The sequence below is a fragment of the Streptomyces canus genome, from assembly GCF_030816965.1.
GTDB classification, from domain to species: domain Bacteria; phylum Actinomycetota; class Actinomycetes; order Streptomycetales; family Streptomycetaceae; genus Streptomyces; species Streptomyces canus_E.
Map to the genome: position 1 here is coordinate 6,446,934 of NZ_JAUSYQ010000002.1, position 23,328 is coordinate 6,470,261.

Genomic DNA, 23,328 nt, shown 5'->3' on the forward strand with positions numbered 1-23,328 from the left:
GCTGCCCTTCGTCATGGTGGCCGTCGCCTTCGCCTGCGGCGGCCTCGTCCTGGCCCTCCCCCACTCTCAGCTTCGCTCGAGCGGGGGGACCCCCATCGGCACCGGCTGGGCCCGGATCCCGTAGACCACCGTCACAGGGGACGGGAAGACGAGACGCCCGGCGGACTGACTGCTCCAGTCCGCCGGGCGCCTCGACATGTCGTACGACTGATCAGTCCTTGATCTCGCAGATCGCCGCGCCCGAAGTGATCGACGCGCCGACCTCCGCGGACAGGCCCTTGATGGTGCCGGCCTTGTGGGCGTTGAGGGGCTGTTCCATCTTCATCGCTTCGAGGACGACGACGAGGTCGCCCTCCTGGACCTCCTGGCCCTCCTCGACGGCGATCTTGACGATGGTGCCCTGCATCGGGGAGGCGAGGGTGTCACCTGAGGCGACGGGCCCGGACTTCTTGGCCGCGCGGCGCTTGGGCTTGGCCCCGGCGGCGAGGCCGGTGCGGGCCAGCGACATGCCCAGGGAGACCGGCAGGGAGACTTCCAGGCGCTTGCCGCCGACCTCGACGACGATCGTCTCGCGGTCCGCGTCCTCGTCGGCCTCGGTTTCGGTGGGGGCGGCGAAGGGCTTGATGTCGTTGACGAACTCGGTCTCGATCCAGCGGGTGTGGACCGTGAACGGGTCACCGGAGCCGGTCAGCTCCGGGGCGAACGCCGGATCGGTGACCACCTTGCGGTGGAAGGGGATGGCGGTGGCCATGCCCTCGACCTGGAACTCCTCCAGGGCGCGGGCGGCACGCTGGAGGGCCTGCTCGCGGGTGGCGCCGGTGACGATCAGCTTGGCCAGCAGGGAGTCCCACGCGGGGCCGATGACGCTGCCGGACTCGACACCGGCGTCCAGGCGCACACCCGGGCCGGACGGCGCCTCGAAGCGGGTGACGGTGCCGGGCGCGGGCAGGAAGCCCCGGCCCGGGTCCTCGCCGTTGATGCGGAACTCGAAGGAGTGGCCGCGCAGTTCGGGATCGCCGTAGCCGAGTTCCTCGCCGTCGGCGATGCGGAACATCTCGCGCACCAGGTCGATGCCGGCGACCTCTTCGGTGACCGGGTGCTCCACCTGGAGGCGGGTGTTGACCTCCAGGAAGGAGATCGTGCCGTCCATGCCGACCAGGAACTCCACCGTGCCGGCGCCGACGTAGCCGGCCTCCTTGAGGATGGCCTTGGAGGACGAGTACAGCTCGGCGACCTGAGCGTCGGACAGGAAGGGCGCGGGAGCCTCCTCGACCAGCTTCTGGTGGCGGCGCTGCAGCGAGCAGTCGCGGGTGGAGACGACGACCACGTTGCCGTGGGTGTCGGCCAGGCACTGGGTCTCCACGTGGCGGGGCTTGTCCAGGTAGCGCTCCACGAAGCACTCGCCGCGGCCGAACGCGGCGACCGCCTCGCGCACGGCGGAGTCGTAGAGCTCGGGGACCTCTTCGAGGGTGCGGGCGACCTTCAGGCCGCGTCCGCCGCCGCCGAAGGCGGCCTTGATGGCGATCGGCAGGCCGTGCTCCTGGGCGAACGCCACGACCTCGTCGGCGCCCGAGACCGGGTCCGGCGTGCCGGCCACCAGCGGGGCACCGGCCCGCTGGGCGATGTGCCGGGCGGCGACCTTGTCACCGAGGTCGCGGATGGCCTGCGGGGGCGGGCCGATCCAGATCAGGCCCGCGTCCAGGACCGCCTGCGCGAACTCGGCGTTCTCGGAGAGGAAGCCGTAGCCGGGATGGATGGCGTCCGCGCCCGACTCGCGCGCGGCGCCCAGGACCTTGCCGATGTCCAGATAGCTGGTGGCCGGGGTGTCACCGCCCAGGGCGAACGCCTCATCCGCGGCGCGGACATGCAGAGCGTCCCGGTCCGGGTCGGCGTACACGGCCACGCTCGCGATACCGGCATCCCGGCAGGCCCGGGCAACGCGGACAGCGATTTCGCCACGGTTGGCGATGAGCACCTTGCGCACGATTGAGGCTCCCTCCTTGAAACAAGCCGAGTTTAGGGACTGCCGACACGGCTCTTCGACCCATCCCCTGTGGTGAGCTTCCCCACACGGAGCGTGATGCGGAGCTTGCTCGACCCGCGAAATCCCTTGTCGCACCTCGTTACGCAGGACTCCTCCCGGAAACCCTAGCCTTCCTCTGTGGCCAAGGTCTCTGTGAGAGCGTGCTGCGGACCACTCCGTTTCTTTGTGGAGTCCCTACGAATGGCCCAATGAATCTTTGCCTGCGGCCGAACCCTTGTCCCCGGGTTTACCCGTTAGTAGCGTTCGCGCTGTATTGAACGTACGTCTGGTAGCCAGAACACGGCTCGAAAGTGGGTGGGGACCGGTGATCCGCAGGCCGGTGGCGTGGATCGTGGCGGTCGTTCTCTTCGTCGAGGCTCTCGGCGTGGCGATGCTGAACTGGCTCATGGGCAACCTCGTCGACGCGCAGAACATGTCGCTGGCCGGTCTGGACCCGGACGCGATGTCGATGTCCTCGAAGATCGGCGGGATCGTCTTCGGCCTCTACTTCGCGCTGTGCGCACTGGTCGCCCTGCTGGTGGCGGTGCGCGACCGGCAGCCCGCCGGGCTCGGCCGGGTCCTGCTGATCAGCGCGGCCGTGGTGCACGCCCTGCTGGGCGCGGTCGCGTGGGCGCTGATCGGCTGGCCCCAGTTCCTCTTCATGATCGTGATGCTCGGGCTGATCGTGCTCGTGCTGGTGACCTACGACGCACGGCGAGGGCCGGTGGCGGCGGAGCCGCAGGACGCGCAGGGTCCGGGTGGCCCCGAGGGCGCCAAGGAGCCGGAGAGGCCTCAGGGGGCCGGCGGCTCGCCGGTCACGTCGCCGCCGGCGCCCACAACTCCGTGATGCCGACGCCGAGCTCGGCCAGCAGCCGGCGCAGCAGCGGGAGGCTGAGGCCGATCACATTGCCGTGGTCGCCGTCGATGCCCTCGATGAACGGGGCCGAGCGGCCGTCCAGGGTGAACGCCCCCGCGACGTAGAGGGGTTCGCCGGAGGCGACGTATGCGGCGATCTCGTCGTCGGTCGGCTCGCCGAAGCGGACGACGGTCGAGGCGACGCCGGAGACATACCGGCCGCTCGTCGTGTTGTAGACGCAGTGGCCGGTCTGCAAGGTGCCCGCGCGCCCGCGCATGGACTTCCAGCGGGCCGTCGCCTCCTCGGCGTCGGCCGGCTTGCCCAGTGCCTGGCCGTCCAGGTCGAGCACCGAGTCGCAGCCGATCACCAGCGCACCCTTGACCTCGGGCTTCGCGGCCACGACGGAGGCCTTCGCCTCGGCGAGGGCGAGCGCGAGCTCGGCGGGGGTGGGGGCGGTGACGGCGTCCTCGTCGACCCCGCTCACGAGTACCTCGGGGGTGAGGCCGGCCTGCCGCAGCAGGTTCAGGCGAGCGGGTGACTGGGAGGCCAGGACGAGTCGTCGGCGCGGCTGGTCGGTCATGCGGTCAGCCTAGTCCGATCACAATCATCGCGAGCACCATGGCCAGCGCCAGGAAGATGCTCAGACGCCGAAGCATCTCCTGCGTGTCGCGCAGTTCCTTGGGAGGTTCGTTCTCGGGGTCGGACCACAGCATGGTTTCCAGCGTGCGGCGACTTCCGGGAGGGCGCCTGAGTACGCGTACTCAACTTCTCCGACGGGTGAGCCGCCCTACCCCGGCCAGTAGGTGCGCGCCCACGAGGCGGGCCCTGGCTGGGGCAGGCGGTGGCCCGCGATCCGTGACGGGTCGGACCACGCGGCGCTTTGCTCCTCGGCGCCGGACGGCGTTGTCGTCGCCGCCGCGGCGCGGGCCCGGACCACCGCCAGGGCGGCGGCGAGCTCCTCAGGGGTGGGGTTACCCCGTACGACCTTGATGTTCATGACGGCTCCCGGCAGGGCTAGAGGGGGATGTTGCCGTGCTTCTTGGGGGGCAGGGACTCGCGCTTGGTGCGCAGCTGGCGCAGGCCCCGGACCACGTGGCGGCGGGTGTCCGACGGCATGATCACGGAGTCGATGTAGCCGCGCTCGGCCGCGATGTAGGGGTTGAGGAGGGCGTCCTCGTACTCCTGGATCAGGCGGGCGCGGGTCGCCTCCAGCTCTCCTGCCGCCTCCGCCTCCGCGATCGTGCGGCGGTGCAGGATGTTGACCGCGCCCTGGGCGCCCATCACGGCGATCTGGGCGGTCGGCCAGGCGAGGTTGAGGTCCGCGCCGAGGTGCTTGGAGCCCATGACGTCGTAGGCGCCGCCGAAGGCCTTGCGGGTGATCACCGTGATCAGAGGAACCGTGGCCTCGGCGTAGGCGTAGATCAGCTTGGCGCCGCGGCGGATGATGCCGTCGTGCTCCTGGTCGACGCCGGGGAGGAAGCCCGGCACGTCGACGAAGGTGATCACCGGGATGTTGAAGGCGTCGCAGGTGCGGACGAAGCGGGCCGCCTTCTCGGACGCGGTGATGTCGAGGCAGCCGGCGAACTGCATCGGCTGGTTGGCCACGATGCCGACCGGGTGGCCCTCGACCCGGCCGTAGCCGGTGAGGATGTTCGGCGCGTACAGCGGCTGCGTCTCGAAGAACTCGGCGTCGTCGAGGATGTGTTCGATGACCGTGTGCATGTCGTACGGCTGGTTCGCGCTGTCCGGGACGAGCGTGTCCAGCTCGCGGTCCTCGTCGGTGATCGCGAGGTCCGCCTCCTCCGGGTAGACCGGCGGCTCGGAGAGGTTGTTGGACGGCAGGTACGACAGCAGCTGCTTGACGTACTCGATGGCGTCCTTCTCGTCCCCGGCCATGTGATGGGCCACGCCGGACACCGAGTTGTGGGTGCGGGCGCCGCCCAGCTCCTCGAAGCCGACGTCCTCACCGGTGACCGTCTTGATGACGTCGGGGCCGGTGATGAACATGTGCGAGGTCTGGTCGACCATGACCGTGAAGTCGGTGATCGCCGGGGAGTACACGGCTCCGCCGGCGCAGGGACCGACGACCAGGCTGATCTGCGGGATGACACCGCTCGCGTGGGTGTTGCGGCGGAAGATCTCGCCGTAGGCACCGAGGGAGGCCACTCCCTCCTGGATCCGGGCGCCGCCGGAGTCGTTGATGCCGATGACCGGACAGCCGGTCTTCAGCGCGAAGTCCATCACCTTGACGATCTTCTGGCCGTAGACCTCGCCCAGGGCGCCGCCGAAGACGGTGAAGTCCTGGGAGAACACGGCGACGGGGCGGCCGTCGACCGTGCCGTAGCCGGTGACGACACCGTCGCCGTAGGGGCGGTTGTTCTCCAGGCCGAAGTTGGTGGAGCGGTGCCGGGCGAACTCGTCCAACTCGACGAAGGAACCCTCGTCGAGGAGGAGCTCGATGCGCTCACGGGCCGTCAGCTTGCCCTTGGCGTGCTGCTTCTCGACGGCGCGTGCGGAGCCGGCGTGCGTCGCCTCGTCAATACGACGCTGGAGATCCGCGAGCTTGCCCGCGGTGGTGTGAATGTCGGTCGCTTCCGGCTCGGACATCGGGATCGCGGCTCCCTGCCTGCTCAAAAGGGGGGACGGTTACTCATCCGTAGAGTAGTGGTGCCCCCACCAATCAGCAGTGCGGCGTTTCACACACCTAGGGTGGCTTGCATGACGCCGCGAGATGTTTCAGGAGACGACAGCCGTTGGTCGGACCTCGACCGGCCGCCCCTCAACGCGGCCGCGCTGCGCCGCGGGCTGGTGCGGGAGGGCGGGCTGTGGTCCGGGATCGAGGTGGTGGCCGGCACCGGCTCCACCAACTCCGACCTGGTCGCCCGTGCCGCCGCGGGCAAGGCGGCCGAGGGCGCGGTCCTCGTCGCCGAGGAGCAGACCGCGGGCCGGGGCCGCCTGGACCGGCAGTGGACCGCGCCGCCGAGGTCGGGGCTGTTCTTCTCCGTTCTGCTGACGCCCGGGGACGTGCCGGTGGCCCGCTGGGGCTGGCTGCCGCTGCTGACGGGGGTGGCGGTGGCGACCGGCCTGTCGAGGGCGGCGGGCGTGGACACGGCCCTCAAGTGGCCCAACGACCTCCTGGTGACCGTGGGCGGCGAGGAACGCAAGGCCGGCGGGATCCTCGCCGAACGGGCGGGCGAGGGCGGCGTCGTCGTGGGCGTCGGCATCAACGTCACCCTCCGGGAGGACGAGCTGCCGGTACCGACGGCGGGTTCGCTGGTGCTGGCCGGGGCGGTGAGCACGGACCGGGACCCCCTGCTGCGGGCCGTTCTGCGCTCCCTGGAGGAGTGGTACGACCGCTGGCGCGCGGCGGCGGGCGATCCGGCGGTGAGCGGCCTCCAGGAGACGTATGCGGCGGGGTGCGCGACGCTGGGACGTACAGTGCGGGCCGAGCTGCCAGGAGATCGTTCGCCCGTGGGGGAGGCGGTGGCGGTGGATGGCGACGGCCGCTTGGTGATCGCGACGGAGGAAGGGGTGCAGGAGCCGGTCGGGGCAGGAGACATCGTGCACTTGCGACCGGCGTAGACGTGGCCTACCCAGGGGCGCGGGGCTGTATCGACAGGCGGCTCCGCCGCGTGGGCGCGACCAGCCACGACGCCCCCGCGGCCGACCAGAGAGGCAAGCCACTCACGGTCTGTCGGTTCCACCTGGCGGAGCGAGGACGTGAGCTGGCGCACACCTGCCGTACAGTTGAGGCCGGTCGATACCTGACCGTGACAGATCGGAAGGGCAGCAGGCGTGACCGCAGACGACACGGGCTCCGGCGCGGACGCGACCCCGCACCCGCTCGCCGTGCGTCTCGAGCAGCTCATCCTCGGCGCAGAGCGGCGTTACACCCCTTTTCAGGCGGCTCGCACCGCCGGTGTCTCCATGGAGCTGGCCACCCGCTTCTGGCGGGCGATGGGCTTCGCCGACGTCGGGCAGGCCAAGGCCTTCACCGAGGCGGACGTCCTCGCGCTGCGCCGGCTCGCCGGTCTCGTCGAGGCGGGGCTGCTGAGCGAGGCCATGGCCGTGCAGGTGGCACGGTCCACCGGGCAGACCACCGCCCGGCTCGCCGAGTGGCAGATCGACTCCTTCCTGGAGGGCCTGACAGACCCCCCGGAGCCGGGCATGACCCGCACCGAGGTGACGTACCCGATCATCGAGCTGCTCCTGCCCGAGCTGGAGGAGTTCCTCGTCTACGTCTGGCGCCGCCAGCTCTCCGCCTCGGCGGGGCGGGTCGTGCAGGCCGCCGACGACGAGGAGATGGTCGACCGGCGGCTGTGTGTGGGCTTCGCCGACCTCGTCGGGTTCACGCGGCTGACCCGCCGTATGGAGGAGGAGGAGCTCGGCGAACTCGTCGAGGCCTTCGAGACCACCGCCGCCGACCTCGTCGCCGCGCGCGGCGGGCGGCTCATCAAGACACTCGGTGACGAGGTGCTGTACGCGGCCGACGACGCGGCGGTGGCCGCCGAGATCGCCCTGCGGCTGATCGAGACCATGGCGAACGACGAGACCATGCCCGAGCTGCGCGTCGGCATCGCCTTCGGCACGGTGACCACCCGTATGGGCGATGTCTTCGGTACGACGGTGAACCTCGCCTCCCGGCTGACCTCGATAGCTCCCCGCGACGCCGTTCTCGTCGACAGCGCCTTCGCGGAGGAGCTGATCCGTTCCGGCGAGGCGCCCGCCTCCGAGGCCGAGGCGGCCGAGGCCGCGGCCACCGCCGAGAAGGAGGGCGAGGAGCCGCCGACGTACCGCTTCGCGCTCCAGCCGATGTGGCAGCGGCCGGTGCGTGGACTCGGCGTCGTCGAGCCCTGGCTGCTGACCCGCAGGGACGGGACCCCCTCCTAGCCGCGCTGCTGCACGCACAGGCCGATGACCGGTACGCACAGGCCGGGTGCGGGCTGGGTCGGGTGAGTGGGCTGTGGCGTGGGCGTGGTCCGGGCCGGCTGCGGGGCCGTGGTCGCCGCCGGTGCGTGGGGCGTGGTGGACGCCGTGGCGGTCGGTGCCGGGGTGTTCGGTGCCTCCGGGATCGTCGTGGGGGCCGCCGCGAGGGGTAGGGGTACGGCGGTCGCGGACCACGGCGGGGCCGACGAGGTGACCGGTGTGCGCGTCGCGGAGATCCCGCCCATCGCCGTGGTCGACGACGGGCTCGCCTGCGGTACGGAGCCCACGGTCGCGGCGGCGTTCGTCGCTCGGTCCGTGCCGGTGTCGATGTCCGTGTCCACGCCCGGGGCGGCCTGCGGGTTCGCCTCCGCCGCGCCGAAGCCGCCCACTCCCGCGGCAGGGGGCATCCGTACGAGGCTCAGGGCGCCGGCGGCGAGGGTGAGGCCGCTCGCCGCGAGCAGGACCTTGCGGGGGCGGGGCTTGCGGTGGCGGCCGCGCGGTCCGAACAGGCGGGTGGTGTCGGTGCCGGTGCTGGTGCCGTCCGCCAGTCCTGTCGCCGTCGCCGTTGCCGCCGTGGTCATCGTCGCCGTCATGCTTCCTCCCCTGTGCGCCTGCGCCCCCGTGCGCCGTGGCGGGGCGCACGTTGTGCGCTGCTGTGGGCGGTGGGTGAGGAGTTGGGCGGGATGTCACTCGTACGGGGTGTCGGGTGGGTCGGCGGGAACCTTTCGCGGTGGGGGTGGGGCTGCGATGATCGGAAGCGTTCTTGTTAACTCGCGTTAACCGGGAGGGTGCCATGGGTGAGGAGCGGTTCGGGGAGTTCGTGCTGGTGCGGCGGCATGAGGAGGGCAGTGTCGCCGAGCTGGTGCTCGACCGGCCCAAGGCGATGAACGCGGTCTCCACGGAGATGGCACGGTCCGTCGCCGCCGCCTGTGCCTCGCTGGGGGGTGATGAGGGGGTACGGGTCGTCGTGGTGACCTCCACGCATGAGCGGGCGTTCTGTGTCGGGGCGGATCTGAAGGAGCGGAACTCCTTCAGTGACGCGGAGCTGCTGCGGCAGCGACCGGTGGCCCGGGGGGCGTACACGGGGGTGCTGGAGTTGCCTGTGCCGACGATCGCCGCGGTGCACGGGTTCGCGTTGGGCGGGGGGTTCGAGCTGGCGCTGTCATGCGACCTGATCGTGGCCGACCGTACGGCGGTGGTGGGGTTGCCGGAGGTGTCGGTGGGGGTGATCCCCGGGGGCGGAGGGACGCAGTTGCTGCCTCGGCGGGTGGGGGCGGCGCGGGCTTCGGAGCTGATCTTCACCGCGCGGCGGGTGGAGGCGGAGGAGGCGCACCGGCTGGGGCTGGTGGATCAGTTGGTGGAGGCTGGGGAGGACCGGGCGGAGGCGCTTTCGCTGGCGGTTCGGATCGCCGCGAACTCGCCTGTGGGGCTGCGTGCGGCGAAGCGGGCGCTGCGGCTCGGGCAGGGGCTGGACCTGCGGGCCGGGCTCGAGGTGGAGGACGCGGCATGGCGGGCGGTGGCGTTCTCGGGGGACCGGGCGGAGGGCGTGGCGGCGTTCAACGAGCGCCGGGCGCCGCGGTGGCCTCCGGCGGTTTGACGGGGGTGCCTGCGGCGGCCTGTGCGGGTTTGGTGGGGGCGGGCGTTGTGCGCAGTTCCCCGCGCCCCTGAATGCCTGCGGCGCAGGTGCGGCCCCGGTGGGGGCTGGTGTAGCGCGTGGGGTTCGGTGGGTGGGTCGGGGCCGGGGTGGGGGGTGTCCGTCCTCGGTCCGGCGGTTGCTGTCGATTGAGCAGTACTGGATGACGGACGCCGGCCGCTGCGGGCGGACACCCCACCCCGTCCCCTGCGCGCCGTACGCGGCCAACGGTCCGTCGTGGCGCGCGGTGCGGCGAATGGTCCGTCGTGGTGCGCGCGGTGGTGGACGGTCCGTCGTCATGCGGGTGACTGCAGCTCCCCAGGGGCGCGGGGCTGTGACATCAGCGGCTCCGCCGCGGGGCGCGACCAGCCACAACGGACCCGCAGCCGCCCGACAACCCGGCGTGGCACCCCCGTAGGCGCCCGGCCCGAGCCCAGCGCGGCTGACCGCGTTCTCGAACGGCCCAACCACAACCGGGCCCCCACCCGAATCCTCCCTAGCCTGGAGTGATGGGTGAGGACATCCGGCTGGCCGCCGTCGTGGCGTTGGCTCAGGGCATGGCGGCGGCCCATGGCTCGCGGGAGGCGTGGCGGGCTGCCGCCGCTGGGGCGTGCCGTGCGCTCGGGGGGAGTTTTGCCGCGTTGTCCGTGTGGGAGCGGGAGCTCGGGCGGCTCAGGGTGCTGGTGAACGTGGGGGAGCTGGCCGCCGGCGAGGAGGAGTTTCCCGACGGTGAGGCCTACCCCGTGCACCAGTTCCCGGAGATCACCGAGTTTCTGCACGAGCGGTGGGCCGGGGGCGGCGAGCCCAACGCGTGGGTCGAGACGGCGGAGGGTCCCGCGGCCGGGGGACGGCCCGGCTATGTGCATCAGCGGGTCGCCGCGCTGCGCAGGAGGGGGCGTGGGAGCTGTGTCGTCGCTCCGATCGTGCTGAACGGGCGGGCGTGGGGGGAGCTGTATGTCGCCCGGCCCGCCGGTGCCCCCGTCTTCGGGCGGGAGGACGCCGACTTCGCCACCGTTCTGGCCGCCGTGGTCGCCGCCGGAATCGCCCAGGCGGAGCGGCTGGAGGAGGCGAGACGGCTGGCGTTCACGGATGCCCTGACCGGGCTCGCCAATCGCCGTGCCGTGGATGCGCGGCTCGACGAGGCCGTCGACCGGCACAAGAGGGACGGTGTCGTCGTCAGCCTCGTCGTGTGTGATCTGAACGGGCTCAAGCGGGTCAACGACACCCGTGGGCACGCCGTGGGCGACCGGTTGCTGGAACGATTCGGCTCGGTGCTCTCGCTGTGCGGGGCCATGCTGCCGGGCGCCCTCGCCGCGCGGCTCGGCGGGGACGAGTTCTGTCTGCTCGCCGTCGGTCCGTCCGCCGACGACGTGGTCAGGGCGGCCGATGAACTCTGCCGGCGGGCCGGGGAGTTGGAACTGGGCGAGGGAGTGGCCTGTGGGGTCGCCTCCACCGCGGATCCGATCGGGCCCGTTCAGTCCGCCCGGCGGCTGTTCCGGCTCGCCGACGCCGCGCAGTACCGGGCCAAGGCCGAACGCGCCGTCAAGCCCGTCGTCGCGGGGCGGGCAGGGCCCGACGATCCCGTCGTACGGCTGGCCGATGCCGCTCCTTCCGGGGAGACGCCCGCCCGGAGCGGCGGCAGTTCCGGGGGCGACTGCCCTGAGGGGGCGTGTACGTGTAAGGGGCGTAGCCCCGACCCAGTAGTGACATCCTGGAATTCAATGCGTACGCTCCTGAATATGGATATGCACACTGTGGTGGTGGGGACGTCCGGGGTCACCGCGTCCGACGTCCTTGCCGTGGCACGAGACGGTGCCCGCGTCGAGCTCTCCGAGGAGGCGGTCGCCGCTCTGGCCGCGGCCCGCGGCATCGTGGACGCCCTCGCGGCCAAGCCCGAGCCCGTCTACGGCGTCAGCACCGGTTTCGGTGCCCTCGCGACCCGGCACATCAGCCAGGAGCTCCGCGCCCAACTGCAGCGCAACATCGTCCGTTCGCACGCCGCGGGGATGGGGCCGCGGGTGGAGCGGGAAGTCGTCCGGGCGCTGATGTTCCTGCGGCTCAAGACCGTCTGCTCGGGACACACGGGGGTGCGGCCCGAGGTCGCGCAGACCATGGCCGCCGTGCTCAACGCCGGGATCACGCCGGTGGTCCACGAGTACGGTTCGCTCGGCTGCTCCGGCGATCTCGCGCCGCTGTCCCACTGTGCCCTCACGCTCATGGGGGAGGGGGACGCCGAGGGGCCCGACGGTGTGGTCCGGCCTGCCGGTGAGCTGCTCGCCGAGCACGGGATCGAGCCTGTCGAGCTGCGGGAGAAGGAGGGGCTCGCCCTTCTCAACGGCACCGACGGCATGCTCGGGATGCTGGTCATGGCGCTCGCCGATCTGGACATGCTCTACAAGTCCGCCGACATCACCGCCGCCCTGTCCTTGGAGGCCCTGCTCGGTACCGACAAGGTGCTCGCTCCCGAACTGCACGCCATCCGGCCGCATCCGGGGCAGGGGGCCTCCGCCGCCAACATGCTGGCCGTGCTGCAGGGTTCGGAGCTCACCGGGCATCACCAGGACGACGCGCCCCGGGTCCAGGACGCCTACTCCGTGCGCTGCGCGCCGCAGGTCGCCGGGGCCGGGCGGGACACCATGGCGCATGCGCGGCTGGTGGCGGAGAGGGAGTTGGCGTCCGCGGTCGACAACCCCGTCGTCCTGCCGGACGGTCGCGTCGAGTCCAACGGCAACTTCCATGGCGCGCCCGTCGCTTACGTCCTCGACTTCCTCGCCATCGCCGTCGCCGATCTCGCGTCGATCGCCGAGCGGCGCACCGACCGGCTGCTCGACAAGAACCGGTCCCACGGGCTGCCGCCGTTCCTCGCGGACGACGCCGGCGTCGACTCCGGACTGATGATCGCCCAGTACACGCAGGCCGCGCTGGTCAGCGAGTTGAAGCGGCTGGCCGTACCGGCGTCCGCGGACTCGATCCCCTCGTCCGCGATGCAGGAGGACCACGTCTCGATGGGGTGGTCGGCCGCGCGCAAGCTGCGCACCGCCGTCGACAACCTCACCCGGGTCCTCGCCGTCGAGCTCTACGCCGCCTCGCGCGCCGTCGAGCTGCGCGAGGGCCTGAGCCCGGCGCCGGCCACGCAGGCCGTCATCAGCGCCGTACGCAAGGCGGGTGTCGAGGGTCCCGGTCCCGACCGGTTCCTGGCGCCCGACCTCGCCGCGGCCGACGTGTTCGTACGGGAGGGACGGCTGGTGTCGGCGGTGGAGGCCGTCACCGGGCCGCTGCTGTAAGGAGACGGGGCCCTGTTCGCCGTACGACCGAACAGGGCCCTCGCGGCGGTTACTTGAGCTTGGTCAGCTGGGCGTCCATCACGGCCGTCGGCACGGGGGCCGCCTTGCCGCTGTCGAACGAGGCGAAGTTCACCGTGTAGTACGAGGAGACGGCGTTGCCGACGCGGACCACCTCGGTGTTGATGGTGGCCGTGCCCTCGCCGTCCATGTCGGAGGCGACGGAGAACGCGACGGACTCGTCGCCCTTGCCGGAGGCCTTCACCGAGGCCACCTCGGTGACCTTCTGCTTCTCGCCCTGGGCGGTGATGGTGAAGCCGCCGGAGCAGGCCGCGATGGCGTCGGAGACGGACGTGACGGCCTTCTCGGCGCCGTCGCCGTCGTAGGAGGACAGGCCCACGAAGGTGATCTCGACGTTCAGGGCGTCCTCGAGGGAGGCCTTGTCCGGGGTCGTGGTGGCCGTGGGGATCTTCGTGACGGTGTAGCTCGCGCTCGCGTCCGTGTCGCCCGGCGCGAGACCCGCCATGGCGTGGGCCAGCGGGGCGCACTCGGTCTTGTCGGTCTTCACTTCGCTCTTGGACTTCGGCAGGGTGCCGTCGTCGGCGGTGTCGACCTCGTACCCCGCGACATCGCTCTTGGCGAGGAACAGCTTCTTCAACTCGGCCGCGCTGAGCGCCTTCGCGGCCGTGGTCGTGCTCGAGGAGGAGGCGGCACCGGTCTCCTTGGACGTCCCGGACTCCTTGGAGTCGTCGTCCGAACCCCCGCCGCATCCTGTGATGAGGGCGAGCGACAGCACGCTCACGGTCGCCGTGGCACCTATGCGCGCCCTCGATGATCTCTTCATGGTGCGGACTATGAACGGTGCGCCAAGAAATCGTCAAGCAGGTTCAAGCGGAGCCCAAGCGGCTTCAGAAGCCCAGCCGTTCCCGGCGCACCGAATAGACGACGAAGCCCGCACCCAGAGTGAGGAACAGGGTGCCGCCGACGACGTACGGCGTGGTGTCGAAGCTGCCGGTGTCGGCGAGCCGGGTGTCGTCCACGGACGTCTCCGCGCTCGTGGTCGTGACCCGCGCCTGTGCCGTGACCTGCGGGGACGGCTCTGTTCTCGCCGGACTGTCCTGGGTCGCGTTGGCGGACGGGACGAACCACAGGGCACCCAGAAGGGTCCCCGCGGCGGTGGCGGTCAGCAACGGACGGCGAACGGATGACACGGAATATCGATCCCCTTGTGGTGCTGGCGAATTGGCCGTGTGGGGCGATGTTAGTGAAAGGCGCGGGTCACGGGAAAGTCACGGGAGCGGTGGGCTTTACGCTCCGAGCATGAGCACTGAAGAGACATCACGTTTTGTACGGCTTCGGGTGGAACTCGTCGTGGAGGTCGACGACCAGGACGCCGTGACCCGGGCCGCGCTGGCGCGGATCGCGGAGGATCCGGACATGCCGGACGACGAGCGGGCGCACGCCGAGGGCGCTGTGACGGAAGACACTGCGGAGGCCCTGGCCTATCTCGTGGACCCGTTCGACCTGGTGGGGGACCTGTCGGGCGTCGAACTCGCCCAGGCCTCCTGGAGCAGTGAGCGGATCGAGTACGACCCGGATTCGCCGGACTGGGACCTCGACGAGGATGATGTCCGGGACGACGAGGAAGAAGAGGCCGTCGGCTGAGCGCGCTTGGGGAAATCGTGATCCCGGGCGGCAACCGCCGTCCGGGGTTTCGTCGTCTCAGGGGTCGCACGCACCGACAGACACACCCTCCGCCACAGCGGACGTGGTGTGCCCCACATCTTCTCAGAAGGTGGAACGGGACGAACCGGTCGTAGCGTTTAGGTTTTATTGACGGGGACTCTCGGGCTCTCGGGTTTTCTGGGATTCGGCAACGATGGAGAAGCGTGTGATGACGGTCAGTAAGCGGCGCAGGGGCCTGACGGTCGCGTCCGCACTGCTCGGCGGGGTGCTGGTGCTCTCGGCCTGTTCCGGTGGCGACGACTCCTCCTCGAGCGGTAGCGGCGGCGACACCTCGCAGGCCAAGGCCGACGAAGCGGCGGCCAAGAAGAGCTCCCAGGCCGAGATCAAGATCACGCCCAAGGACGGCACGGACAACGCCTCCATCAACAACTCCGCCGCCGTCACCGTGAGCAAGGGCACGCTCACCGACGTGACGATGACGACGACCGACGGCACGAAGATCGCCGGCGAGCTGTCCGCCGACAAGACCAGCTGGAAGCCCGACACCCAGCTGGAGCGCTCCACGACCTACAAGGTCGCCGCGGAGGCCAAGGACACCGACGGGCTCGTGGCCCACGAGAACGCCTCGTTCACGACGGTCTCCCCGGCCAACAGCTTCATAGGCAACTTCACGCCGGAGGACGGCTCGACGGTCGGCGTGGGCATGCCGGTGTCGATCAATTTCGACAAGGCGATCAGCAACAAGGCGGCCGTCCAGAAGGGCATCACCGTCTCCTCCAGCAGCGGTCAGGAGGTCGTCGGGCACTGGTTCAACGCCAACCGCATCGACTTCCGCCCCGAGGACTACTGGAAGGAGAACTCCACCGTCACGCTGAAGCTCGCGCTCGACGGTGTCGAGGGCGCCTCCGGTGTCTACGGCGTCCAGCAGAAGACGGTCACGTTCAAGATCGGCCGCAACCAGGTCTCGTACGTCGACGCCAAGACCAAGCAGATGAAGATCACGCACAACGGCCAGACGATCAAGACCATCCCGATCTCGGCCGGTTCGCCGGAGAACAAGACGTACGAAGGCGTCATGGTGATGTCCGAGAAGTTCAAGGAGACGCGCATGAACGGCGCGACCGTGGGCTTCACCGACGACGACGGCAAGGGCGAGTACGACATCAAGGACGTGCCGCACGCCATCCGGCTCACCAACTCCGGCACGTTCGTGCACGGCAACTACTGGGGCGCCAAGTCCGTCTTCGGCAACGTGAACACCAGCCACGGCTGCGTGGGCCTGTCCGACACCAAGGGCGCCAACGACACCGGCACGGCGGGCTACTGGTTCTACACCCACTCGATCGTCGGCGACGTGGTGGTCGTCTCCAACACCGGCGACAAGACGGTGGCCCCGGACAACGGCCTCAACGGCTGGAACCTGAACTGGGCGGACTGGAAGGCGGGGTCGGCGGTCTGACGTCCGACTGCTGACACAGGTCGCTCGAGGGCGGCCACCCGATCGGGTGGCCGCCCTCACCTTTCGGACAGTCCACCGCAGCCGCGTTTCTGACAGGCTCGTCCGGGCTCATCCCTGGCTCACGGACAGCCTTCTCATGCAGCTCTTATGTGTGCCTTATCCAGTCATCACGCGCCGTACCTAGCTTGCGGCCATGTTCTTCACCTACCTGAGGCGCGAACTGCGCCGCCGCAGAAAGGCGGCCCTCGTCGTCGCCTCCGGGCTCGCGCTCGGGATCGCGCTGGTCATCGTGGTCAGCTCCGTGTCGTCCGGCATGGGGAAGGCCCAGGACAAGGTCCTCCAGTCGCTGTACGGGCTGGGCACCGACATGACGGTCACCAAGGCCGCCCAGCCACAGGCCAGTTCGTCGGAGCGGCCGCGTTTCCAGTTCGACGCGCAGGACAACGGCTCCGACTCGGAGCAGAGCAGCGACCGGGTCCTGGTGCAGGGGTTCCAGACCCTGTCCACCTCCACGGTCACCAAGGTCGACCAGCAGACCGGGGTCTCGGACGCGGTCGGCGGGCTGAGTCTGCAAGTCATCAAGGTGAGCGGGCAGTTCACTCGCGGACAGTTCCAGCAGAACCAGAACGGCGGCAACCAGCAGGGCGGTCCCGGAGGCAACGGCGGCGGCAGCGGGCCGCCTCAGGGTGAAGTGCGGGGCGGTGGCGCCAACTTCGACGTCAACAGCTACTCCGTCTTCGGCACCGACGTCACCAAGGCGGCCCTCGGCCCGCTGACCTCCTCCAAGATCACCAGCGGACGTACGTTCACGTCGGCCGAGACCGCCGCGAAGGTCGCCGTCGTCGACTCCGCGTACGCCAAGGAGAAGAAGCTCAAGGTCGGCTCCACCGTCACCATCAAGAGCGTCAAGTTCAAGGTGATCGGTATCGCCACCGCGGACAGCGGGGACGCTGCCGCCAACGTCTACATCCCCCTCGCTCAGGCGCAGACCCTCAGCGACTCGAAGAACAAGGTCACCACGATCTACGTCAAGGCGACCGACTCGCAGAAGATCGACTCCGTCAAGTCGACGATCCAGAAGAACATCTCGGGTACGACGGTGACGACCTCGGCGGATCTCGCGGACACGGTGTCGGGGTCGCTGTCGACGGCCTCCTCGCTCGCCACCAACGTCGGCAAGTGGCTGTCCATCGCCGTGCTCGTCGCGGCCTTCCTCGTCGCCGGTCTGCTGACCTCGTCCGCCGTCTCACGCCGGGTGCGGGAGTTCGGCACGCTCAAGGCACTGGGCTGGAAGTCGGGGCGGGTGACCCGGCAGGTCGTCGGCGAGGCGATGGTCAACGGGCTGCTGGGCGGTGCGCTGGGTATCGCGCTCGGTCTCGCGGGGGCGTACGTCGTGACGGCCATCAGCCCCACACTGCAGGCGCAGTTGGGCGGTGGCGGTGGCGGTGCCGGTGGTCCCGGTGGTGGGGGTGGCTTCGGCGGCCCCGGTCGCCAGGTGGCTGCCAAGACGCTGGACGTTGCCCTGACGGCCCCGGTCAGTCTCACGACCGTGGCGATCGCGGTGGGCCTGGCGGTGGCGGGCGGTCTCATCGCGGGAGCGTTCGGGGGCTGGCGTGCGTCCCGGCTGCGGCCGGCGGACGCGTTGCGCCGCGTCGAGTAGCGGGCGTCGGCTGCGGTGCCGATGCGCCCACGGATGTGCCTCGCCCCGCGGTCTCGCCGTTGGGGGAGCGTCGTGGCCGGTCGCGCAGTTCCCCGCGCCCCCGGGTGGGTTCAGTCACTCCGGCCCCCACCGTGCCCCGCAAAAGCGCGGGGATCTGCGCGGCCGGCGTCCACCGGCCCGCAGCCGACAACGACCCGCACCACCCCGAACCCACCACCCCAGGAGCTCACCATGTACGAACTCAGAGGCGTCACCAAGCGCTACACCCGAGGCAAGGACACCGTCGACGCGCTCGCCGGTGTCGACCTCACCATCGCCGACGGGGACCGTCTCGTCATCCAGGGCCCCACGGGCGGCGGCAAGTCCACCCTGCTCCAGATGCTCGGCGGACTGGACAAGCCCACGGAGGGCGAAGTCGTGCTCGACGGCACCGACTTGGCCAAGCTGTCGGAGGCCAGGCTCACCAAGGTTCGGAGCGAGAACATCGGCTTCGTCTTCCAGTCCTTCAACCTCATCCCCACCCTCACCGCCCAGGAGAACGTGGAGACCGCCCTCGTACCCCTCGGCGTGAAGGTGAAGGAGCGACGGGAGCGGGCGGCCGAGGCCCTCACCTCCGTCGGGCTCGGGGAGCGCCTGAGGCATCTGCCCTCCGAGCTGTCCGGCGGCCAGCAGCAGCGCGTCGCCATCGCCCGCGCCCTCGTCAAGCAGCCGAAGGTGCTCCTCGCCGACGAACCCACCGGCAACCTCGACGAGTCGATGCGCGACGAGATCATGGACGTACTCGAACGCATGTGGAAGGAGCTGGGGCTGACCTTCATCATGGTCACCCACGACTCCGCCATCGCGAAGAAGGCCCCGCGTCTCGCCACGATCCGCAAGGGCAGGATCACGGTGAAGGAGAACGCCGCCTCCTGAACCGGGCACCTCAACTCCCCGTGAACCCGGCAGTCTTGTAACAGACTTTGCTGTCAGGCAGTTGTCTATTGAGGTCGTGATCACCCCTCGGCATACTTTGAGCACCGGGGGGTGCACGTATATGCGTGCGAGTCTCCCCTCGGCCGGGTGAACGGGGATTTCACCCGGTCCTTCTGCAAGGGGGAAACTTGCGCAGACAAGTGAAAAAGGCATGCGCGGCGACGATCGCCACGGCAGCCGCGGTAGCGCTCGCGGCGGGCATGACCAGCCCGGCGTCGGCGGACTCGCAGCAGACGGCGAGCGTCGCGCAGACCAACAAGGCGCAGCTCACGCCCAAGCACCGCATCACCCTGATCACCGGTGACCGCGTCGTCGTGGACGCGAAGGGCCGCGTGGTGGGCCTGGAGCCCGCGAAGGGCCGCGAGCACATACCCGTTCAGCTCCGCAAGGCCGACGGCCACACCTATGTGCTGCCGTCCGACGTCGTCCGCCTGGTGTCGACCGGCAAGCTCGACCAGCGGCTCTTCGACGTCACCGAGCTCAACAAGGCCGCCACCCGCAAGTCCCAGAGCAAGGGACTGAAGGTGATCGTCGGTTACAAGGGCGCGGCGAGCGCGGCCAAGGGCGACGTCCGGGACGCGGGTACGCTCCGCCACACCCTGGCCTCCCTGAACGCCGACGCGGTACAGACGCCGAAGGAGGACGCGCCCGAGCTGTGGGACGCGGTCACCAACGGCGACAAGACCGCTTCCGGCATCGCGCACGTCTGGCTCGACGGCGTCCGCAAGGCCAGCCTCGACAAGTCCGTGCCGCAGATCGGCGCCCCGACCGCCTGGGCCAAGGGCTACAACGGCAAGGGCGTCAAGATCGCCGTCCTGGACACCGGCATCGACGCGACCCACCCGGACCTCAAGGACCAGGTGATCGCGGCAAAGAACTTCTCCACCTCCGCCGACGCGACCGACAAGTTCGGCCACGGCACCCACGTCGCCTCCATCGCGGCCGGTACCGGCGCGAAGTCGGGCGGCAAGTACAAGGGTGTGGCGCCGGGCGCCAAGCTGCTCAACGGCAAGGTGCTCAGCGACGACGGCTATGGCGAGGACTCGGAGATCCTCGCCGGCATGGAGTGGGCGGCCGAGCAGGGCGCCGACGTCGTCAACCTCAGCCTGGGCGGCGGCGACACCCCGGAGATCGACCCGCTGGAAGCCGAGGTCAACAAGCTCTCGCAGACCAAGGGCATCCTGTTCGCCATCGCCGCCGGCAACGAGGGCGGCTTCGGCGACCAGACCATCGGCTCCCCGGGCTCGGCGGCCTCCGCCCTGACCGTCGGCGCGGTCGACGACAAGGACAAGCTGGCCTCCTTCTCCAGCACCGGCCCCGGCCTCGACGGGCAGATCAAGCCCGACGTGACCGCGCCCGGCGTGGACATCACCGCGGCCGCCGCTCCCGGCAGCCTCATCGACAAGGAGGTCGGCGAGAAGCCGGCCGGCTACCTCACCATCTCCGGTACGTCGATGGCGACCCCGCATGTCGCGGGCGCGGCGGCGATCCTCAAGCAGGAGCACCCGGACTGGGGCTACGCCGAGCTGAAGGGCGCCCTGACGGGCTCCGCCAAGGGCGGCAAGTACACCCCGTTCCAGCAGGGCTCGGGCCGTATCCAGGTCGACAAGGCCATCACGCAGACCGTCGTCGCCGACCCGGTGTCGGTGAGCTTCGGCACCCAGCAGTGGCCGCACACCGACGACAAGCCGGACACCAAGCAGGTGACGTACCGCAACCTCGGTACGAAGGACGTCACGCTGAAGCTGTCGTCGACGGCCACCAACCCGAAGGGCCAGGCCGCTCCGGCCGGCTTCTTCAAGCTGGGCGCCACCACGGTGACGGTCCCGGCGAACGGCGGCAAGGCCTCCGTCGACCTCATCGTCAACACGAAGCTGGGCGGCACGCTCGACGGTGCCTACTCGGCGTACGTGACCGCGACGGGCGGCGGCCAGACCGTCCGCACGGCGGCCGCGGTGCAGCGCGAGGTCGAGTCGTACGACGTCACGCTGAAGGTCCTCGGCCGTGACGGTCAGCCGACCAAGAACTACTCGAGCGACCTGAGCGGTATCTCCGGCCTCGGCAACGGCAAGTGGTACTCGCCGTACGACGAGGACGGCACCGTCACCGTGCGTGTGCCCAAGGGCGGTTACGTCCTCAGCACCACGACCTTCGTGGACCCGGAGGACGTCACCAAGGGCACCGACTGGATGGTCCAGCCGAAGCTGAACGTCACCAAGAGCACGACGGTCACCCTGGACGCGCGCAAGGCCAAGCCGGTCGACATCACCGTGCCGGACGCGGCCGCCAAGTCGGAGTTCGCCTCGCCCGGCTTCCAGATCGAGACGCCCGACGGCGGTTACGGCTTCGGCTGGTTCCTGGACTCGTACACGGGCTTCAACACCGCGCACATCGGTCCGCAGGTGACCGACGGCTCGCTCACCGAGCAGTTCGACGGCCACTGGAGCAAGGGCGCCACCGAGCAGTACGACACCGTCGCCGGCGGCAAGGTCAAGCAGTTCGCCACCGGTTACACCAAGCACTACAAGGCGAGCGAGCTGGCCAAGGTGAAGGTCGGCATGGGCGCGGCGTCGAGCGGCAAGAAGGGCTCGATCAACGCCGTGGGCTGGCTGCCCGGCTCCTTCTCCGCCTCCTCGATGGGGATCCAGCAGACCCTGCCGGGCACCCGCACCCTGCACCTGTCCACCCTCAGCGGTGTGAAGTGGCAGATGGACTTCGAGCAGACCGGCGGCGTCGACCAGGACGGCTTCCCGGTCTCCGAGGCGTACTACACCCTCGGTGCCGCCCAGTCCTTCAAGGGCGGCAAGTCGTACGGGAAGACCTTCAACACCGCGGTCTTCGGTCCGCATCTCAACGCCGACTTCGGTCTGTACCGCGACGGCAACGAGATCTTCGGCTACCTCCCGCTGTTCGCGGACAGCAACAGCCACGCCGGTTCCTCGGTGTTCACCTCGGTGAACACCACGCTGTACAAGAACGGCGTCAAGGTCGGCTCGAACGACGACCCGCTGTTCGGCGAGAAGACGTTCAAGGTCCCGGCCGGCCAGGCCTCGTACAAGCTGACGACCTCGGTCAAGCGCAGTGTCAAGGTCGCGGCGGCCTCCACCCGGATCGACGCCAGCTGGACGTTCGCGTCCAAGAAGACGGCAGACCTCACCAAGCTGCCCGCCTCCATGGTCCGCTTCAACGCGGCCACGGGTCTGGACAGCCGTGTCGAGGCCGGTAAGACGGTCAAGATCCCGCTGACCGTCGAGGGTTCCGCCAAGGGCTCCAACCTGAAGTCCCTCGCGGTGTACGTGTCGTACGACTACGGCCAGACCTGGAAGAAGGTCACGGTCTCGGGCGGCAAGATCACCGTGAAGAACCCGGCGAAGGGGAAGGCCATCTCCTTCCACGCCAAGATCGCCGACAAGAAGGGCAACAAGTCGACGATCTCGATCTACAACGCGTACTACGCGAAGTGATCTGTAGGACGCAGTAAGGGAAAGGCCCGTCGGAAGCACCGCTTCCGGCGGGCCTTCTCCGTGCCTCAGCCCGCCGTACAGGGCCGCAGTTTCTCCGGATTCCGTACCGCCCGGATACGGGTGACCCGGTCGTCCCCGACATCGAGGGCGAGGACCGCCTGAACGGTGTCGTCCACCTGGACCACCAGGCCCGGTCGGCCGTTCACCGTGCGTTCCACAAGGGCCGGCTCGGGCGCCCCGGTGACGAGACCGGCCAGGAAGCGGGCGATCGGCTCACCGCCGTGGAACCGGCCGGTCCGGGGTTCCGGCTCACCGGCGACCTCACCGTGCGGGGCGTGACCAGGACGGTCGTCCTCGACCTGGAGCGGACCGGCACCGAGAGCGACGCCAGGGTGCCCGCGGGCCCGGGTTCGCGGCCAGGGACACCCTCGACCGCAGGGACTGGGGGATCACCTGGGGGCGGGGCATGATCGCCGGGAAGGTGGCCCTGGAACTCGACGTGACCGTGGTCCGGCGCGGCCCGGGGTGAGCCCACAGCGAACTCCGGGTCGGAAGGGGAGCTTCCGGCAGGGCTCCGTGTTTGTGTGAGGCCATGACCACAGAGACCGTCGAGTACATCCGCTACCGCATCCCGGAAGACCGCTCGGCGGAGTTCCTGTCCGCCTACACGCACGCCGCGACCCAGCTGGCGGCGGCCCCGCAGTGCGTCGACTACGAACTGGCGCGCTGCGAGGAGGACTTCGAGCACTTCGTCCTGCGCATCACCTGGACCTCCACCGAGGACCACCTGGAGGGCTTCCGCACGTCGGAGCTGTTCCCGGACTTCCTCGCCGAGATCCGGCCGTACATCGAGAACATCGAGGAGATGCGCCACTACAAACCGACGACGGTCCGCGGCCGGGGCGCCGCCGTCCCGACCCTGTTCGCATGGGCGGGCGGCGCGGAGGCCTTCGGTCGGCTCACCACGGTGTTCTACGAGAAGGTCCTCGCCGACGATCTCCTGGCCCCGGTGTTCGCGGGGCTGGCCCCCGAGCACGCCGAGCACGTGGCCCTCTGGCTCGCGGAGGTCTTCGGCGGTCCGGCCGCCTACTCCGAGACCCAGGGCGGCCACGGCCACATGGTCGCCAAGCACCTGGGCCGGGACATCACCGAGCAGCAGCGCCGCCGCTGGGTGAACCTCATCCAGGACGCGGCCGACGAGGCCGGCCTGCCCACCGACGCGGAGTTCCGCTCGGCGTTCCTCGCCTACGTGGAGTGGGGCACCCGGCTCGCGGTCCACTTCTCAGGACCGGACGCCAAGCCACCCGCGGAGCAGCCGGTGCCGAAGTGGAACTGGGGAGCGGCGCCGCCGTACCAGGGCTGAGA

20 protein-coding genes and 1 pseudogene are annotated in these 23,328 nt (G+C 70.1%); 12 read left to right on the top strand and 9 right to left on the bottom strand.

Annotated elements, in window-relative coordinates; all coding sequences use genetic code 11:
- Positions 1 to 211: 211 nt before the first annotated feature.
- Positions 212 to 1,984 carry an acetyl/propionyl/methylcrotonyl-CoA carboxylase subunit alpha gene (locus QF027_RS30735; protein WP_307078357.1) on the bottom strand — a complete coding sequence of 591 codons (1,773 nt, stop codon included), beginning with the start codon at positions 1,982 to 1,984 and terminating at the stop codon, positions 212 to 214.
- A gap of 364 nt (positions 1,985 to 2,348) precedes the next feature.
- Here QF027_RS30735 and QF027_RS30740 point away from each other — a divergent pair, with 364 nt between their 5' ends.
- Positions 2,349 to 2,870: a hypothetical protein gene (locus QF027_RS30740; RefSeq protein ID WP_306977061.1), complete on the top strand. Its 522-nt coding sequence runs from the start codon at positions 2,349 to 2,351 to the stop codon at positions 2,868 to 2,870.
- Here the strand turns inward: QF027_RS30740 and QF027_RS30745 are convergent.
- From QF027_RS30745 to QF027_RS30760, 4 genes are all read right to left on the bottom strand, one after another.
- Positions 2,839 to 3,459, bottom strand: coding sequence for a nucleoside triphosphate pyrophosphatase (locus QF027_RS30745; RefSeq protein WP_306977060.1), 621 nt, complete (start codon positions 3,457 to 3,459; stop codon positions 2,839 to 2,841). The genes QF027_RS30740 and QF027_RS30745 overlap by 32 nt on opposite strands.
- Before the next feature lie 4 nt (positions 3,460 to 3,463).
- On the bottom strand, positions 3,464 to 3,592 hold the full coding sequence (gene mmpB, locus QF027_RS30750; protein ID WP_306977058.1) for a morphogenic membrane protein MmpB: 129 nt from the start codon (positions 3,590 to 3,592) through the stop codon (positions 3,464 to 3,466).
- Positions 3,593 to 3,666: 74 nt separating this feature from the next.
- Complete coding sequence (locus QF027_RS30755) at positions 3,667 to 3,876, bottom strand: acyl-CoA carboxylase epsilon subunit (RefSeq protein ID WP_306977056.1); 210 nt, start codon at positions 3,874 to 3,876, stop codon at positions 3,667 to 3,669.
- A gap of 17 nt (positions 3,877 to 3,893) precedes the next feature.
- Positions 3,894 to 5,486: an acyl-CoA carboxylase subunit beta gene (locus QF027_RS30760; RefSeq protein ID WP_307078359.1), complete on the bottom strand. Its 1,593-nt coding sequence runs from the start codon at positions 5,484 to 5,486 to the stop codon at positions 3,894 to 3,896.
- Between the two features lie 111 nt (positions 5,487 to 5,597).
- Here QF027_RS30760 and QF027_RS30765 point away from each other — a divergent pair, with 111 nt between their 5' ends.
- Both QF027_RS30765 and QF027_RS30770 read left to right on the top strand, forming a co-directional pair.
- Positions 5,598 to 6,461 carry a biotin--[acetyl-CoA-carboxylase] ligase gene (locus QF027_RS30765; protein ID WP_307078361.1) on the top strand — a complete coding sequence of 288 codons (864 nt, stop codon included), beginning with the start codon at positions 5,598 to 5,600 and terminating at the stop codon, positions 6,459 to 6,461.
- Positions 6,462 to 6,674: 213 nt separating this feature from the next.
- On the top strand, positions 6,675 to 7,769 hold the full coding sequence (locus QF027_RS30770; protein ID WP_306977049.1) for an adenylate/guanylate cyclase domain-containing protein: 1,095 nt from the start codon (positions 6,675 to 6,677) through the stop codon (positions 7,767 to 7,769).
- Here QF027_RS30770 and QF027_RS30775 read toward each other — a convergent pair.
- Positions 7,766 to 8,398, bottom strand: coding sequence for a hypothetical protein (locus QF027_RS30775; protein ID WP_307078363.1), 633 nt, complete (start codon positions 8,396 to 8,398; stop codon positions 7,766 to 7,768). The two genes, QF027_RS30770 and QF027_RS30775, sit on opposite strands and share 4 nt — an antisense overlap.
- 200 nt (positions 8,399 to 8,598) lie before the next feature.
- Between QF027_RS30775 and QF027_RS30780 the strand changes: the two genes are divergently transcribed.
- From QF027_RS30780 to hutH, 3 genes and pseudogenes are all read left to right on the top strand, one after another.
- Entirely contained in the window at positions 8,599 to 9,402 is an 804-nt protein-coding gene (locus QF027_RS30780; RefSeq protein WP_306977045.1) for an enoyl-CoA hydratase/isomerase family protein, read from the top strand.
- A 593-nt stretch (positions 9,403 to 9,995) separates the two neighbouring features.
- Positions 9,996 to 10,964: pseudogene (locus tag QF027_RS30785) on the top strand (diguanylate cyclase domain-containing protein); the annotation flags it as partial.
- A 219-nt stretch (positions 10,965 to 11,183) separates the two neighbouring features.
- Entirely contained in the window at positions 11,184 to 12,722 is a 1,539-nt protein-coding gene (hutH, locus tag QF027_RS30790; protein ID WP_307082548.1) for a histidine ammonia-lyase, read from the top strand.
- 49 nt (positions 12,723 to 12,771) lie between these two features.
- Here the strand turns inward: hutH and QF027_RS30795 are convergent, their stop codons facing one another.
- Together QF027_RS30795 and QF027_RS30800 are read right to left on the bottom strand one after the other, a co-directional pair.
- Positions 12,772 to 13,563: a hypothetical protein gene (locus QF027_RS30795; protein ID WP_307078366.1), complete on the bottom strand. Its 792-nt coding sequence runs from the start codon at positions 13,561 to 13,563 to the stop codon at positions 12,772 to 12,774.
- A gap of 64 nt (positions 13,564 to 13,627) precedes the next feature.
- Positions 13,628 to 13,909, bottom strand: coding sequence for an LPXTG cell wall anchor domain-containing protein (locus QF027_RS30800; RefSeq protein WP_266568632.1), 282 nt, complete (start codon positions 13,907 to 13,909; stop codon positions 13,628 to 13,630).
- A 130-nt stretch (positions 13,910 to 14,039) separates the two neighbouring features.
- Between QF027_RS30800 and QF027_RS30805 the strand changes: the two genes are divergently transcribed.
- The 5 genes from QF027_RS30805 (at position 14,040) to QF027_RS30825 (ending at position 21,963) form a co-directional block, all read left to right on the top strand.
- Positions 14,040 to 14,384 (top strand): hypothetical protein, encoded by a 345-nt coding sequence (locus QF027_RS30805; RefSeq protein WP_306977038.1) that lies wholly within the window; start codon positions 14,040 to 14,042, stop codon positions 14,382 to 14,384.
- A gap of 214 nt (positions 14,385 to 14,598) precedes the next feature.
- Positions 14,599 to 15,864 (top strand): L,D-transpeptidase, encoded by a 1,266-nt coding sequence (locus tag QF027_RS30810; RefSeq protein ID WP_306977036.1) that lies wholly within the window; start codon positions 14,599 to 14,601, stop codon positions 15,862 to 15,864.
- Positions 15,865 to 16,057: 193 nt separating this feature from the next.
- The gene (locus tag QF027_RS30815) at positions 16,058 to 17,524 is read left to right on the top strand and encodes an ABC transporter permease (RefSeq protein ID WP_307078368.1); all 1,467 of its coding nucleotides are present in this window, start codon (positions 16,058 to 16,060) and stop codon (positions 17,522 to 17,524) included.
- Positions 17,525 to 17,755: 231 nt separating this feature from the next.
- Positions 17,756 to 18,439, top strand: a complete 684-nt coding sequence (locus QF027_RS30820) for an ABC transporter ATP-binding protein (protein WP_306977031.1) — start codon at positions 17,756 to 17,758, stop codon at positions 18,437 to 18,439.
- Between the two features lie 200 nt (positions 18,440 to 18,639).
- On the top strand, positions 18,640 to 21,963 hold the full coding sequence (locus QF027_RS30825; protein WP_306986556.1) for a S8 family peptidase: 3,324 nt from the start codon (positions 18,640 to 18,642) through the stop codon (positions 21,961 to 21,963).
- 65 nt (positions 21,964 to 22,028) lie between these two features.
- Here the strand turns inward: QF027_RS30825 and QF027_RS30830 are convergent, their stop codons facing one another.
- On the bottom strand, positions 22,029 to 22,169 hold the full coding sequence (locus tag QF027_RS30830) for a hypothetical protein (protein WP_307078370.1): 141 nt from the start codon (positions 22,167 to 22,169) through the stop codon (positions 22,029 to 22,031).
- 386 nt (positions 22,170 to 22,555) lie between these two features.
- On the opposite strand from QF027_RS30830, the gene QF027_RS30835 reads away from it, so the two are divergent.
- On the top strand, positions 22,556 to 23,326 hold the full coding sequence (locus QF027_RS30835) for a group II truncated hemoglobin (protein ID WP_306977026.1): 771 nt from the start codon (positions 22,556 to 22,558) through the stop codon (positions 23,324 to 23,326).
- Positions 23,327 to 23,328 lie beyond the last annotated feature (2 nt).